The following is a 15,187-nucleotide window of genomic DNA, read 5'->3' as shown; positions in this document are numbered from 1 at the left end:
ATTGCTCCCTCCCCGATAAGCCGGGGAGGGAGTACGGATCGCACTCATTCATGGCACACTCCCGTCGCAACAGAAGAGGCGACAACGGAGATGCCCGCCATGAAATCAATCCCCTTCTGGGTCATCGGCCTGTTCCTGCCAGCCCTTGCCGCGCATGCGCAGGCCAGTCTCGATTGCAACACCGCTAAACTGGCCGACCCCGCCAATGCCACCTACACGATCGAAGGCGATGCGATCACCCTGGTCAACGGCGCGCGCTCGCAACCTGCTGCACCCGGCTCGCACACGATGCACGAAACCCGGTTGATTCCCGGCGCGCAGGCCTGCGGCAACTTCGACGGTGAGCCGGTGGTGGTGAGTTTGCTCAGTGACGATCCCGGCGGTAGCGGCAGCTTCATCTATGTGGCGGCTGTACCACGCAACGGCCGCAGTTATCCTGCGGCGCTGATCGGCGATCGCATCGTGCCAAAAAGCGTTGTGGTCGAGCACGGCCAGATCGTGGTGACATATCTGGGCCGTGCCGGCAATGCGCCGATGGCCGCGCCGCCCACCCAAAAGCTGGTGCGGCGGTTCGGTTTGCAGCATGGGCACCTGCTGGACCAGCCCTAGGGATGCATTCACGGCAAGCGTGATGCCTCCGAGTAGGGCATATCACCGGTTGACGTCCGCATGGCGACGATCTCCGCGCTTGGCATTCCATCCAGGGCCGCTTTGGCGATCGCTTTATCGCTCTGCGCCAACGTCGCCAGCACCGTCACGATGCTCGATGCACCGTGCGCATCCTGCACCGTAAAGCTCAAGGCGCGCCTCGCCCCATCCGGTTGCTTCACCAACGCCTTCGCGTAATGCGACAAGCAATGAGCCAGACCCACGTCGTCCACATCACAAAACGCCATGTTCGCTTGCGCCCCGCAGCGGTCGGCATGGGCGGGCGAACCGATGCATACCGCCTGGATGCCTTGTGTCGCGAAAGAAGGATGCGCACTTGGCGTCGGTCCCGGCACAGGGACCGGTGCCGGCTTGATCATTGTGGGGTAAATGGATCCGCCGATGCGGGAAACGTCCTGGGTGTTCTGGGCCGTTGCCCAGAGGGGAAGGGCAAGCAGAAGCAAAGCCAGTCCACGCACGAAGGTGTTCATGGCCAACCCCTTTGGTCGTTCTGCTGAAACCGAAGCTAGTTCAGCCGGTGCGCGAAAAGCGCTGAACGCATCACAAAAAAACCGGACGGGACTAACAGCTTTCCCACGAGCGCGTGCCAAGACGCAACAGCTGTTCGCGCAAAGCAAATGTCAGTTGCGCAGACTGTGATGCAGTGCGCTTTTTTTGCAATGTGTCCCGTAATGACTGCCTTTGGGATTGATCCTGATCCTTCGGGGCTGGCAACCTCGCCACTAAACTGAACCAACGATCTCGTGCATGCCATGGCCGGCGTTGATGACAGCGTCGTTGAGCGGTGGCATCTGTCCGCATGGAGCCAGGTTTTCAAATTTTGTACTATGGAATGATAAGTGTCGCCTTGCCCTGGCAAACCCGACCGTGACTAGTGGCATTCATGCATGAAGCATGGCTTGTGATAGCAATTGAAAAAAACTTGCTTTGTGCGGGATGCGCAAGGCCGGGAAGCAGGTGACACGTGCGGGTTGTGATAGCGGATGACCACGAAGTGGTGCGCATCGGTCTGCGTACCATCCTGGAACACTGTGGCGAAGATTACGAGGTGGTTGGGCAGGCGGCCGGCGGCGTCAAGCTGCTGGAGGTGCTCGCACACACGGCGTGCGACCTGGTCATCCTCGATTTTCTGATGCCCGATGAGCAGCAAGGCGCCGTCGCGCTCGACGGCGTCACCCTGCTGCATGAAATACGCAGGCGTCATCCCAGGTTGCCCATCGTGGTGCTGACAGCGCTGCGCAACTCCGCGATCTTTCGCAGCCTGTACCAGGAAGGCGCGGATGCAGTGGTGGAAAAGGCGCACGTTGTCCACGAGTTGTTGCTTGCACTGCGCACGGTGCGCGGTGGTCGCACCTATGTGAGCAGGCATCTGGGCGAGCAATTGGCTGGCGAGCATGCGACACGTACGCAGGCTGACGGCGCCAAAGCGGGACCGCAACTTTCCAGGCGCGAGATGGAGGTGATCCGCATGTTCGCGCAAGGGCGCAGCATCACCGAAATCGCCACTCTTACGCATCGCAGCGTCAAGACCGTCAGCAGGCAGAAACGCAGCGCCATGGAGAAGCTGGGGCTAAGCAGCGATGGGCAGCTGTTCGAGTACGCGCGCACGCATGGCTTGGCGGGTTAGGGCGAACCCGGCGCGGTCATCACGCAATCCTCACCTATGTGTAGGTCGTCATCACACAATCTTGACGAAGAATGAGATTCCTCTTATTTCATCCGATCTAAATGACGCCTATGCTTCAGCCTGGCCTTTAACGGCACACCCATTCCCCCAATCCGCAGGCGCTTTTGAAGGATTGCCTAAACGGTAGGGGAGCGAGTGCAGGGGCGGCTTCCCGTTCTCGGATAGAGCGAGATGCCTTTCGTCATGCCATGACCAAAGATGTTCCAGGGGGCGTCTTTTCATGCTTTATGTAAACGTTTGCGACACTTGGTCCGCCTCAACCGGGCAGGTCCGTATCGACCACTCGCGACACAAGCCTCCATTGATCCTGCGGTGATAGAAGCGCGAGCCATTGCGCCGTGCTTCGTTTTTTCAACAACGCCGCGCAGGCCCGCGCAGGTTGCAGCCACCGATCATAAGAATGGGAACGTCGCATGGAACCGCTGGAATCCGTGGTTGAACGCAAGCTTCCGCTGCCCGGTCTCACCGTCATCGGCCGCATGTTGCAGACATGCAGGCTGGAGGCGATTTCCTTGCAGGAAGGCGGCTTGAGCGGTGCCTTTGGCAGCCACCGACACGGCGCTGCGAGCTTTTGCAGCTTCGTGACGGATTTCGCCCTGCATGGGCGCCTGGTGTTGCCCAATAGCCATTACCTGGCTTGCTATCTGCACGAGCCGGCCCCGGAAAGCTGGTGTGCCGGGATGTCGCTGACCGAGGATGCGATGCTGCTGGCGCTGCCCGACAGCAGCTGCGGACTGATGCTGGGTGCGGGATCGCGCGTAAGCATGATGCTGGCGCCGCTGCATGGGGCGGCAAAACGCATGATCGATGCGCATGCCGACGCCTTTGGCCTGTCCGGCAGGAAGTACGCCTTGTTCAGGCCCCAAAGCCATGCCGGTACGCCGCTGCGTACCTTGTACTCGATGCTGTACCAGGGGTTGGCCGAAGGAAACAGTCAGCAGCTTCTACGATTGATGGAAAGCGACGCGATGGACTTCCTGGCCGACGAACGCGGCGTCAGGGCATTGTCCGGCCAGGGCGGCTCGTTCTTGCCGTATTCGGCCAGCTATCGCGCTTCCTATCCGGCCTTTCGCAAGGCCGTGCAATTCATGCGCGATCACCTGCAGCGCGACATCTATATGGAAGAAGTGGCCGCCGCGGCGCAAATCAGCGACCGCAGCCTGCGCATGGCCTTCGACGACCTGCTGGGCGTATCGCCTACGCGTTACCTCACGCTGCTTCGCTTGCACCAGGCGAGCCGCCAGCTTTCCATGCGCGGCACCGAGCGGCTGTCGGTGAAAACCGTGGCGATGAATTGCGGGATCTGGAATTTGTCGCGCTTCGCCGCGAACTACCGGCGGGCGTTTGACGAACATCCAAGCGACACCTTGATGCGGACCTGCAGTTTTGCTTCTTGAGCCTTTGGCTCTTTATTCGCGTTGCGCCTGATTGGCGCCCTCTCCCCTTTGGGGAGAGGGTTGGGGTGAGGGGGCCACTCTTGCGTGATGTTTCGTGCGGAGTCACGTCGTAGGCTGGGATGGCAATCCCAGCTTCCCTTGCCGCTTCCGAAATGCTGGGATTGCCATCCCAGCCTACGCACTTCTTGAGCTGTTGCTCTTTCCCTTCAGCGCGGTTTTTCGCTTCCTAAGGAACCGGGACGGGCAGGATGTTTGCGGCACTGAGACGTGCGTCTCGTTTTGCCAGATTTATACGATAATTGCCATATTTGGCTATGTTCCATGCCAAATTTGTGCATCTTTTGCCGCTTCCATCCGCTTCAATGAGCTGACAGTCATCTGCATGACGCAAATGACTGCCACAGGGATACGAAGTCGGGGGCGATCATGAGCGACAACTGCGACAGCGCAGGCGGAAACGGTTTTCCAGCTGCGTCCCCATGTGCAACCGGCGGAGCCGATCCGCGCTTGCTGAGCTTTCTCGCCGCCATCCTGCCCAATGCCCGAGCGGCGTGCCTCACCGCGTTCGACTTCATCTCGTACTGACTCTTCATGCCCGTTTTTTTCCGCATGCCAGGAAGGCATGTGTCCACGAATCGACGTGGACGGCAGGCGATCGAGCCCACCCCCCGAGACGACGCCTCAGGATCTGTTGCCTGCCGGGAAACCCCATCCAGTGCGTGCGTAACCCGCAATAACGATGGACTGCCCTTTTCCAGCGTCCGTGAAACCGGATTTCGGAGACAGCGATGAACAAGATTTACAGCAAGGTGTGGAATGCTTCGTTGAAGCAAATGGTGGTGGCTTCGGAGCTGGCTTCGAGCCATCACAGCGTGGCGCCAGGACTGTGCGAGCCGCGCCCCTTGCCAACGAAACTGCTGGGTCTGAGTGCGCTCATTGCATTGGGCTTGAGCATGGCCGGTTCGGCCCGGGCACAGTCGGTAAGTTGCACCCCATCTCCTTACAACTCCTATAACAGCACGGCTTCGTGCATGGGCTACAACTCCGCAGCCAGCGGAATTGGCGCTACGGCGCTTGGGTCGGACGCAAACGCCAGCGTGCTTGGCGCGCTGGCAGTGGGCTATGCATCTGGTTCAAGTGGACAAAATGCCATCGCCGTGGGTTTTCAATCCTATGCCACGGCCATCAACTCCATTTATATAGGTGCCCGTAGCGCTGCTGGTACAGGGGCTACTGCAGGCGGTGCGATTGGTATCGGAACCGACGTAAATGCCTCCGGCAGCAACGCCATTTCCATAGGCTCAGACAGCATTTCCAGCGGTAACGACGCCATTGCCCTAGGTGCGACAGCCAACGCAAGCGGATCATCGGCATCTGCCCTTGGCTACAATGCGCAAGCCAGTATCGGTGGCACTGCATTAGGTGCTGCAACGATTGCCGGTGGCAACGGCGCGACCGCTGTCGGACTTGGATCGCAAGCTACGACTAATCATGCAACAGCTATAGGCTGGCAGGCCTATTCAACCGCGCTCAACGCAATTTATCTCGGCGCGCGCACGGTCGGCGTGGGCGCCTCCGCGGAATCGGCCATTGCCATCGGCACCGACGTGCAATCGTCGGGCACCTACGCCATTGCCATGGGCCTGCAGGCGAATGCAAGCCAATCGCAGGTGGTCGCCATCGGCGAGCAGGCGGTCGGCTCCGGCCCTGGTGCGATTGCGCTTGGTTATTCGGCCAATAGCAGCGGTACGAACGCCATGGCTATGGGGGTTCAATCTGCTGCCGCAGGCGGCAATGCCGTTGCGGTGGGGCCGACCGCAAATGCATCGGCCAATTTCGCGGTTGCCCTCGGCAATCAGGCGGTTGCAACAGGCATTGGATCTGTCGCGGAGGGATCGGGTGCTCAAAGTGCGGGCACGTCCGCTGTAGCGGTGGGTAATAACGCCACTGCCTCGCAGGCCAATACGGCAGCGGTGGGTCTAGGTGCGAGCGCCACGCAAACGAACGCGGCAGCCTTTGGCGTGCAGGCCATCGCCAATGGCGCCCAATCCATCGCCATCGGCCACGCTGCCAATGCGCAAGCCGCCTCCACCGTCGTGATCGGCGACAGCAGCTCGGTATCGAGCACGGCAGGCACCGGTTCCTTCGCCGGCGGCTATCAATCGAAAGTGCTCGGCGGTACCGGCGCGGTAGCGATTGGTCAGCAGCAAACCGCAAACGGCAACGGTGCGGTAGCCATCGGTGATCCCAATAGCGCAACGGGCAACGGCGCCGTGGCCGAAGGTGCTAACGACACTGCCAACGGCAATGGCGCGGTTGCCATCGGCAATACCAACAACGCCACCGGACAAGGTGCGGTGGCGCTGGGTAACTCTTCCAATGCAACTGCCGCAAGCGCCTTGGCATTCGGCGATACCGCCACCGCAAGTAAGACCAATGCGATTGCGTTGGGTGCCGGCGCTACGGCGAGCGCACAAGCGGGCGATGTGGCGCTGGGCGCGGGTTCGGTGACGGCCACGGTGGTAAAGACCACGGGCACCACCATCGGCTTCACCAGCTACAGCTTTGCCGGCACTAATCCCACCAGCACGGTGAGCGTGGGTGTGGTGGGTAGCGAACGCACGATCACCAACGTGGCGGCTGGGCGTATCAGCGGTAGCAGTACGGATGCGATCAACGGTTCGCAGTTGTACGCCACCAATCAGCAGGTGACGGCCAACACCACGGCGATCAGCAACCTGACCAACGGCAGCACCGGCCCGTTCGTGTCGAACAACTCGGTGACGGCGACGCAGCCGGTGTCGTCGGGTTCGAATGCGGCGGCGGGCGGTTTCGGTGCGACGGCTTCCGGTGCGAATTCGACGGTGGTGGGCAATCAATCCACTGACAACGGCGTGGCCGGCTCCACCGTATTGGGTCAAGGGGCCAGCATTGCAGCTGGCATGACCGGCTCAGATGTCGCACTCGGCCAAGGCTCGACCGTGACAACGGCCGCCGTGCCGACGACAGGCGCCCCCATCAACGGTACCAACTACAGCTATGCGGGCACCAATCCTGGTGGCGTGGTGAGCGTGGGCACGTCCACGTCGCCGCGGCAGATCACGAACGTGGCGGCGGGCCAGGTGGGCGCTACAAGTACGGATGCGGTGAACGGCAGCCAGCTCTACGCAGCCGACAGCGCCATCAATGCGGTAGGCAACCAGGTGACCAACCTGGGCAACAGCATGGCCTCCAGCCTCGGTGGCGGCAGCACGTACAACAGCAGTACCGGTGCGGTGACGACCAGCCTGAGCTATGGCGGCAACACTTACGGCTCCGTGCAGAACGTGCTGAGCCAGATCAACAACTCGATCAACGGCGGTGGCGGCATCAAGTATTTCCATGCCAATTCGACGTTGGCCGATTCGCAGGCGACGGGTACGAACAGCGTAGCGATCGGGCCGGTATCCGTGGCGACATCCACCAATGCTGTATCGATCGGCGATGGCGCCACGGCGGGCGCGAATGCTGGCGATGTGGCATTGGGTGCGGGTTCGGTTACATCCACTGTGGTGAAGACACCTAGCACCAGCATCGCCGGCACGACCTACAATTTTTCCGGTGCCAATCCAAACAGTACGGTTAGCGTGGGCAGCGCCGGCAACGAGCGCACCATCACCAACCTGGCGGCGGGCCAGATCAGCGCAGCCAGCACGGATGCGATCAACGGTTCGCAGCTCTATGCGACGAACCAGGCCGTCAACAGCCTCAACACGACGGTGACCAATGGATTGACGCATTACTACGGCGTCAACGACGGTGGCACGCAGCAGGCCAACTACAGCAACAACGGTGCAACCGGCGCCAATTCGATGGCTGCCGGTGTGGCGGCTTCCGCCACCGCAGCCAATGCCAGCGCATTGGGCTACAGCACGCAGGCAACGATCACCGACAGCGTGGCGCTGGGTTCGCAATCGGTCTCCAGCCGCGCGCTGACGCCGGCCAGCGGCACCATCGGCGGCACGATCATTCCCTACAACACCACCGATCACACTTTGCTCGGCGCGGTATCGGTGGGTAGTTCCAGTACCTATCGCCAGATCACCAATGTGGCGGACGGCACGCAGACCAACGATGCGGTGACCGTACGCCAGCTAACCGGTGCCCTGAGTTCGTTTGCAACCACCACTACCAAGTATTTCCATGCCAACTCCACCGCCGCGGATTCGCTGGCGGTGGGCAGCAATTCGATTGCCGTCGGTCCGAACACGGTGGTCAATGGCGATAACGGTGTTGCCATGGGCAACGGTGCGCTGGTGCAGCAGAACGCGCCGGGTGGTGTGGCGATTGGCGAGAACGCCACCACCAATCTGCAGGATTCGATCGCCATGGGCACCAACTCGACCGCCAGCGGCATCCAGGCGATTTCAATCGGCGCCGGCAGTTCCACCGTCAACCCCACCGATGTAGCGCTGGGTGCAGGGGCTAGCGCCAGTGCGCAGGCGGGTGATGTGGCGTTGGGTGCCAATTCGGTGACCGCCACGGCGGTGAATACGCCCAATACCACCATCAACGGCGTGACCTATGCCTTCGCAGGCACCAATCCGACCAGTACGGTGAGCGTGGGCAGTTCCACCAGCCAACGCACCGTCACCAACGTGGCGGCGGGACGTATCGGCAGCGCAAGCACGGATGCCATCAATGGCTCGCAGCTGTATGCCACCAACCAGGCGGTGTCCTCGCTCGGCACGGCGACCAGCAACCTGGGCAATAGCGTCGCCAATTCATTCGGTGGCAACAGCAGCTACAACTCCAGCACGGGTGCGGTGACTACGAGCCTGAGTTATGGCGGCAACACCTACAACTCGGTGCAGAGCGTGCTGAACCAGATCAGCGGCGCCGCCAACGGCGGCGGCATCAAGTACTTCCACGCCAATTCCACCCTGGCCGATTCAACCCCTGTGGGTGCCAACAGTGTCGCGATCGGTCCTGTGTCCACCGCCGGTACTGCCAATGCGGTGTCGATCGGCAATGGCGCAACGGCCAGTGCGAATGCGGGGGACGTGGCGCTGGGTGCAGGTTCCACCACCTCGGTGGTGAAGGGCACCAGCAGCGTGACGGTTGGCGGCACAACGTATGCCGTGGCTGGTACGAACCCCACCAGCACGGTGAGCGTGGGCACTGCCGGCAGCGAGCGCACCATTACCAACGTCGCGGCCGGGCAGGTCACTGCGACCAGTACAGATGCGATCAACGGTTCGGAGCTGTATGCGACCAACCAGCAGGTGAACACCAATACCACGGCGATCGCCAACCTCAGCACCGCCGTCAGCAACATCAACAATGGCGGCAGCAAGTATTTCGCGACCGACCCGGTCGGCAATGCCGCATCGGCCACCGGCAGCAATTCGGTGGCCGCGGGACCGTCGTCGACGGCATCGGGCAGCGGCAGCGTGGCGATCGGCAACAACTCCACGTCCAGCGGCAGCAACTCGGTGGCGCTGGGCGCGGGTTCCACCGACGGCGGTCGCTCGAATGTGGTGTCAGTGGGCTCGTCGACGGATCAGCGACAGATCACCAACGTGGCGGCGGGCACGGCATCGACCGATGCGGTGAACGTGGCGCAGCTGCAGTCGGCCCAGGCCGGCTCGGTGCAGTACGACAAGAACGCCGATGGCACGGTGAACTACGGCAGCATCAGCGTAGGCCAGGCCGGCGCGCCAGCGCAGGTCCACAATGTGGCGGCTGGTACCGCCACTAGCGACGCGGCGAATGTGGGCCAAGTGAATGCCGGTATCCAGACCGCAGAGAACTGGGCGCAGAACTACACCGACCAGAAGTTCGCCGCGATCGATCACGATCTGAATGCGATCTCCACGCGCGCCAATGCCGGCGTTGCCGCGGGCATTGCGATGGCCAGCCTCGGCCAGGCCTACCAGCCGAACCTGAGCAGCTTCGGCGTGGGCGTGGGTTCCTATCACGGCGAAGCCGGCGTGGCGGTGGGCCTGTCCACCATCACCGAAAGCGGGCGCTACATCTTCAAGCTGGCCGCTTCCTCCAACACCCGCGGCGACGTGGGTGTGGGCGGCAGCGTCAACATGGTCTGGTGAGGGCAGGGAGGCGATGAACATGAAAACGTCAAAGCAGATTTCAGTTGTCGTGGCAGTCCTGCTGGCATTGGGCTTGAGTGCTTGCGGCGACATCAGCCGCAACGTGGCCAAGGATGGCTCCCATGCACAGCAACTGGTGTGGCCCAAGCCGGATCAGGTCACGCCGATGCATCGCGGCGGCACGTTCCCCGAACTCAACGCCTTGCGCCAGGTGCATGCCGGTCTGAACAAGCAGCAGATCTCACGGTTGATCGGCTGGCCGCATTTCGAGGAAGGCGTGTGGGGCGTGCGCGAATGGAACTACGTGTTCAACTTCCGCGATGCCGATTCGGGACAGGTCAGCGTGTGCCAGTTCAAGATCCTGTTCGACCATGACAAGCTGGCGCGCAGTTTCTATTGGAAGCCGGACGAATGTGCGCGATATATGAATCCGCCGCCGCCACCGCCGCCGGCTGCAAAGGTGGAGAAACAGGAGACGATACTGTCGACAGACACCTTGTTTGCGTTCGATCGTTATTCGCTCAAGGACATTACGGATGGTGGGCGTGCGCAGCTAGATGCGTTGGCTGCGCATTTGCTGGATGAGAAGGATCGTATCGCGCACATCAGCGTGGTGGGCTACACCGACCCACTCGGTAGCGATGACTACAACCAGGTGTTGTCGCAGCGGCGCGCGGAGACAGTCGCGAGCTATCTCATCGCCAAGGGCGTGCCGGAGGATTTGATCGGCGCGGAGGGGCGCGGCAAGGCCGAGCCGGTGGTGCAGTGTGAAGGTCAAGCGCGAAGCAAGTTGATCGCCTGCCTGGCGCCGAATCGGCGCGTGGTGGTGCGAGTGGCTTCGCGTAGTGATTGAACATGCGTAATACGGTCGGGATGGGGTGAAGTTCACAACCTCGCGACGAGCCTGTGCATGGATGCAAGCTCGTGCAACCCCATTCCATAGCGGATCGTGCAAGTGCGAGGTTGGGTAGTCGTCTTTCAAAACAGCATTCTCGGGAGCTGAATAACATGCGCGTCGTTACTTCCCTTTCTTTCCTCGCCCTGGCCGCCTTCACCGCCAGCGCATCCGCCCAATCCCCGGCACCGGCCCGCCAGCCCACGCCGCAGGAATACGCCCAGCGCAATCAGCAACTCGAACAGGCTGCCTTGCAGGTGGCCGACCTGGTCGACAAGGGACAGCAAGGGCAGGTGTGGGATGGTGCTTCCGGCATCACCAAGCAGCTGGTCGCCCGCGATGCCTTCGTCAATAGCGTCAGCGCCGATCGCAAGACGGTGGGGACACTGATCACCCGCACGCCGGCCGCGCTCAATTTCAACGAATCCGACGGCAAGAAACTTCCACCCGGCCTGTTTGCCAACGTGGCCTTCGCCACGCGCTTCGCCAATGAAAAGCAGCCGGTGCGCGAACTGATTTCATTTCACCTGGACGGTGACAATGTGTGGCGGGTGACCGGCTACACGCTGCGGTAACCCCACCCGAACTCTCCCCTGAGAGCACCTTCTCCCTTCCCTACGTGTAGTAGGGAGGGAGTTGCATATCGCGTGATGTTCGACTTGCTCCCTCCCCTGCTTGGCAGGGGAGGGCCGGGGTGGGGTTGCTTGGGCTTTAGCGCATGGTCAAATTTCGCCGGATAACTTCAAGCATGCCCTCGAAGCGCAGTAGCACCTCATCATTCCAGAAGCGCAATGCGCGAAGGCGGCGAGCCTCAAGCGCGCTAGTCCTGAACCCTCCCCGGCATGCAGGGGAGGGAGCTATGTCGTGTAGGAATGGGGACAGGATCATTGAGATCCTCGATGCTCCTTCGCTGACGGACCTGAGGAAGTCGGGCGTGCCAGCGCCGCCCATGCAGCTAATGAATAAAAGTCATAAGCCTTTGGCCTCTCACCCCTAAACTTTCGCTCTAAATCCCAGATTAGCCCTCCTGAACACGGTCGCTGTGGTGGCGGCCGCCTCATGACTTCAGGAGCACGACGATGGTCGCAGTGATCGCGGGCAATGGTCTGGGCCTTGGCAATACCTCGCTGACGCAGTTGGGCCAAGCCCAGGGCGGCGCGCCTTCGCTAGGCCAGGCCGGCAACGGCAGCTACGTCAACACGGCCACCGGCAACCTGGTCCTGCAGAGCGCTGACGAGGGCGTACTGTTCGACGGCCTGCCGCTCAACGTGCTGCGCACCTACAACAGCCTGGGCCAGTTGAGCAGCAACGGTTGGAGCTACGGCTTCAGCCGCCACCTCAACGGCCTCACCGGCACGCTCAACACCGCCGGCAGCACGATCACCCGCACCGGCGATGACGATGCCAGCGTCGTCTACACCTACAACGCCACGCTGGGCGTCTACGTCAGCACCGCCCAAAGCGGCGCCGCCGATACGCTGAGCTGGAGCGCCACCACCTCCACCTGGACCTGGACCGCCGCCGCCGCGCAGACCCAGGAAACCTACAACGCCACCGGTCAGCTCACCGCGCTGACCGATACCGGCAGCGGCGCCAGCTATAGCTTCAGCTACAGCAACGGTTTGCTCAGTCAGATCACCGCCGGCGACGGCGACACGCTGCTGTTCGGCTACAACACCACTAATCAGCTGATCAGCCTGTCGATCCAGGAGATCCCGCCCGGCCAGACCACCGCCGTGACGCGCCAGGCGGTCACCTATGGCTACGACACCCAGGGTCGCCTCAGCACGGTCACCACCACGCTGGGCTCGGACACCGACACCACCACCGCCAGCTATGGCACCACCTATACGTATCAGGGCACCACCGACCTGGTCGCCTCGGTCACGCAAAGCGACGGCACCACGGTCAGCTACACCTACGATGCCAGCAATCGGGTGCAGACCGTCACCACCGGCAGCGGTGCGGCGGCGCAGACGATCACCCTGAGCTATGCCACCAACAGCACCACCGTCACCGATGGTCTGGGCCACGTCACGACGTATCAGACCAACGCCCAGGGCCAGCTCACCAGCGTCATCGCGCCGACGGTGAACGGCGCGTCGCCGACCACCACCTATACCTACGACGCCAGCGGCAACCTGCTGACGAGCACCGACCCGAACGGTGCCGTCACCACGTACCAATACGATGCCAACGGCAATGTGCTGAGTGTGGAAGACGGCGCCGGCAACACGGTGAGCTACACCTATAACGCCGCCGACCAGGTCACCAGCAAGACCACCTACAGCGTGCCGGCGCAAGGGCAGGTGGGGCAGAGCGGTTACGTCGCGCCGAGTGGCGCCGAGACGACGTATTACGTCTACACCGCCACCAACCAGCTGGCCTATACCGTCGATGCGCTGGGTGCCGTCACCGAACACGACACCACCACGGTCAACGGCCTCAGCGAACTGACCACCACGCGCCACTACCTGGGCGCGACCTTCAGCACCAGCAGCAACAGCCCCAGCAACCCGCCCACGCTGGCCCAGCTGCAGGCGTGGGTGCAAGGCACCGCCGTGCAGGGCACGCTCAGCCAAAGCACGCGCACCGACTACGCCTACGACGTGCGCGGTCAGCTCGCCACGCAAACCCAGTACGACACGGTCGATACCAGTGGCCATGGCGTGGTCACCCATGGCACGGTGATCACCACCACGACGTATGACGCGCAAGGACACTTGCTGCACACCAGCACCGAGACCGGCGCCAACCGCAGCACCTTGCAGACCACCACCTATGCCTACGATGGCCTGGGGCGGATGCTCAGCAAGACCGATCCGCTCGGCAACGTCACCAGCTACGTGTACACCGACAGTGCCAACACCCTCGCCATCACGCAGGCCAATGGCCTGACCACCACCCAGGTGCGCAACAGCGCCGGGCAGTTGCTTAGCAGCACGCAGTCGGCCAGCGGCCAGACCAGCCGGGTGACCAGCTATCTCACTAACGCGGACGGTCAAGCCATCGCCGCCATCGATGCGGCCGGTAATGTCAGCTACACCTTCTACGATGCCGATGGCCGGGTGAGCGGCAGCATCGATAGCGATGGCCATGTTACGGCCTACACCTACGATGCCGATGGGCAGCGGATCCAAACGACGCAGTACGCCACGCCGGTGGCGACATCGAGCTGGACCAGCGGCGGTGCGCTCACCAGCAGCTATCCAACCAGCCTGCCGGTACCGGCGAGCACCCCTAACGACCGCACCACCACCACGCTTTATAACGCCGCCGGCCAGGTGGTGGCGACGATCGATCTGGCCAACACCGTCACGACCGTGCTGTATGACGGCATGAATCACGTGCTGGCCACCACGCAGTACGCGACCGCACTGACCGCTGCCCAACGCACGGCGCTGGGCAGCCACCCGACCTTCGCGGCGCTGCAGGCCGATCTCACCAGCAGCGCCAGCAACCGCACGGCGCTGACCGTTTACGATGCCGACGGACGGGCTGCTGCGACCATTGATGCGCAAGGTTTTGTCACGGTCATCACCACCAACGACGCGGATGAGGTGGTGCGGCAGACGGCGTATGCGACAGCCCTCACCGCGGCGCAGCTGAGCAGCCTGGGCAGCACGCCCACGCTGGCCGCGTTGCAGGCGGATCTCACGGCCAGCGCGCAGGATCAAACGACCCGTACCTACAACGACGGGGCCGGGCGTGTCGTGGCGACGATCGACGCGGACGGTTACCTCACCACCACCGCCTACGACGAAACCACCGACACCACCACAACCACGCGCTACGCCACCGCGTTGACCAGCGCCCAACTCGGTGCGCTGACCGGTAGCGAGAGCGTCACCGCGTTGGTGGCCTTGCTCGGCAGCAACACCGCCAACGAACAAAGCACGGTCACCACCAACGGTGACGGCCAGGTCACCAGCCGCACCGCCGTGGATGGCACCGTCACCACGTACACCTATAACAGCGTCGGCCAGGTGCTCAGCACCACGGTCACGCCAGTCAGCGGGCAGGGCAGTGCGCGCACCACCAGTGCGACCTACGATGCGTTCGGCGACACGCTGACGGCGACCGACGCCGCGAATACGACGACCACCTACGTTTACAACACCCTCGGCCAGCAGGTCGAAGCCACGGATGCGCTGGGCAACAGCACGTGGACTTACTACGACGCCGACGGCAAGGTGCTTTACACCATCCAGGGCCAGCCGAGCGGCGCGACGCGCAATGCGCTGGGCAACGTCATCGCGTACACCTACGACGCCTTCGGCGAAAAGGTCAGCACCACCACGTACGCCGGTCAGCTCACCCTCATCACCACCGGCAGCAACAGCGGTACCTCCCTCAACCCCACCGGCGCGACGGCCGCCCAAGTCGCCACGGCGATCGCCGCGCTGAGTGCGGTAAGCGGTGATGCCAATGCGGTGACCACCACCACGTA

At 62.5% G+C, this 15,187-nt stretch carries 9 protein-coding genes; 8 read left to right on the top strand and 1 reads right to left on the bottom strand.

The features are described from left to right. The first annotated feature begins 99 nt into the window (after positions 1–99). The gene (locus QQJ96_RS17480; protein WP_284333308.1) at positions 100–609 is read left to right on the top strand and encodes a hypothetical protein; all 510 of its coding nucleotides are present in this window, start codon (positions 100–102) and stop codon (positions 607–609) included. 8 nt (positions 610–617) lie between these two features. On the opposite strand, the gene QQJ96_RS17475 is transcribed toward QQJ96_RS17480, so the two are convergent. Further along, positions 618–1,139: a hypothetical protein gene (locus QQJ96_RS17475; RefSeq protein ID WP_284333307.1), complete on the bottom strand. Its 522-nt coding sequence runs from the start codon at positions 1,137–1,139 to the stop codon at positions 618–620. A gap of 494 nt (positions 1,140–1,633) precedes the next feature. Here QQJ96_RS17475 and QQJ96_RS17470 point away from each other — a divergent pair, with 494 nt between their 5' ends. The 7 genes from QQJ96_RS17470 to QQJ96_RS17440 all read left to right on the top strand — a co-directional run. Beyond that, positions 1,634–2,296, top strand: a complete 663-nt coding sequence (locus tag QQJ96_RS17470; protein ID WP_284333306.1) for a response regulator — start codon at positions 1,634–1,636, stop codon at positions 2,294–2,296. Between the two features lie 473 nt (positions 2,297–2,769). Next, positions 2,770–3,753 carry a helix-turn-helix transcriptional regulator gene (locus QQJ96_RS17465; RefSeq protein ID WP_284333305.1) on the top strand — a complete coding sequence of 328 codons (984 nt, stop codon included), beginning with the start codon at positions 2,770–2,772 and terminating at the stop codon, positions 3,751–3,753. A gap of 426 nt (positions 3,754–4,179) precedes the next feature. Further along, on the top strand, positions 4,180–4,338 hold the full coding sequence (locus QQJ96_RS17460; protein ID WP_284333304.1) for a hypothetical protein: 159 nt from the start codon (positions 4,180–4,182) through the stop codon (positions 4,336–4,338). Between the two features lie 203 nt (positions 4,339–4,541). Beyond that, a complete protein-coding gene (locus QQJ96_RS17455) occupies positions 4,542–9,842 on the top strand; it encodes an ESPR-type extended signal peptide-containing protein (RefSeq protein ID WP_284333303.1) in 5,301 nt (1,766 codons plus the stop codon). A gap of 19 nt (positions 9,843–9,861) precedes the next feature. After that, positions 9,862–10,695 carry an OmpA family protein gene (locus QQJ96_RS17450; RefSeq protein WP_284333302.1) on the top strand — a complete coding sequence of 278 codons (834 nt, stop codon included), beginning with the start codon at positions 9,862–9,864 and terminating at the stop codon, positions 10,693–10,695. A 155-nt stretch (positions 10,696–10,850) separates the two neighbouring features. Next, complete coding sequence (locus QQJ96_RS17445; protein ID WP_284333301.1) at positions 10,851–11,312, top strand: DUF4019 domain-containing protein; 462 nt, start codon at positions 10,851–10,853, stop codon at positions 11,310–11,312. Between the two features lie 504 nt (positions 11,313–11,816). After that, positions 11,817–15,187, top strand: a 3,371-nt coding sequence (locus QQJ96_RS17440) for a beta strand repeat-containing protein (protein ID WP_486599112.1), incomplete at its 3' end; no start/stop codon positions are given.

The sequence above is a fragment of the Dyella flagellata genome (genome assembly GCF_030160275.1).
GTDB lineage: Bacteria > Pseudomonadota > Gammaproteobacteria > Xanthomonadales > Rhodanobacteraceae > Dyella_B > Dyella_B flagellata.
The sequence above is the reverse complement of the archived record's forward strand: the minus strand, read 5'-3'. Positions and strand labels throughout refer to the sequence as shown.

Excerpts from the sequence above, each read along its gene's own strand:
- QQJ96_RS17475 (WP_284333307.1), bottom strand. The coding sequence starts at position 1,139 with ATGAACACCTTCGTGCGTGGACTGGCTTTGCTTCTGCTTGCCCTTCCC.
- QQJ96_RS17460 (WP_284333304.1), top strand. The coding sequence starts at position 4,180 with ATGAGCGACAACTGCGACAGCGCAGGCGGAAACGGTTTTCCAGCTGCG.
- QQJ96_RS17455 (WP_284333303.1), top strand. The coding sequence starts at position 4,542 with ATGAACAAGATTTACAGCAAGGTGTGGAATGCTTCGTTGAAGCAAATG.
- QQJ96_RS17465 (WP_284333305.1), top strand. The coding sequence starts at position 2,770 with ATGGAACCGCTGGAATCCGTGGTTGAACGCAAGCTTCCGCTGCCCGGT.
- QQJ96_RS17450 (WP_284333302.1), top strand. The coding sequence starts at position 9,862 with ATGAAAACGTCAAAGCAGATTTCAGTTGTCGTGGCAGTCCTGCTGGCA.
- QQJ96_RS17480 (WP_284333308.1), top strand. The coding sequence starts at position 100 with ATGAAATCAATCCCCTTCTGGGTCATCGGCCTGTTCCTGCCAGCCCTT.
- QQJ96_RS17445 (WP_284333301.1), top strand. The coding sequence starts at position 10,851 with ATGCGCGTCGTTACTTCCCTTTCTTTCCTCGCCCTGGCCGCCTTCACC.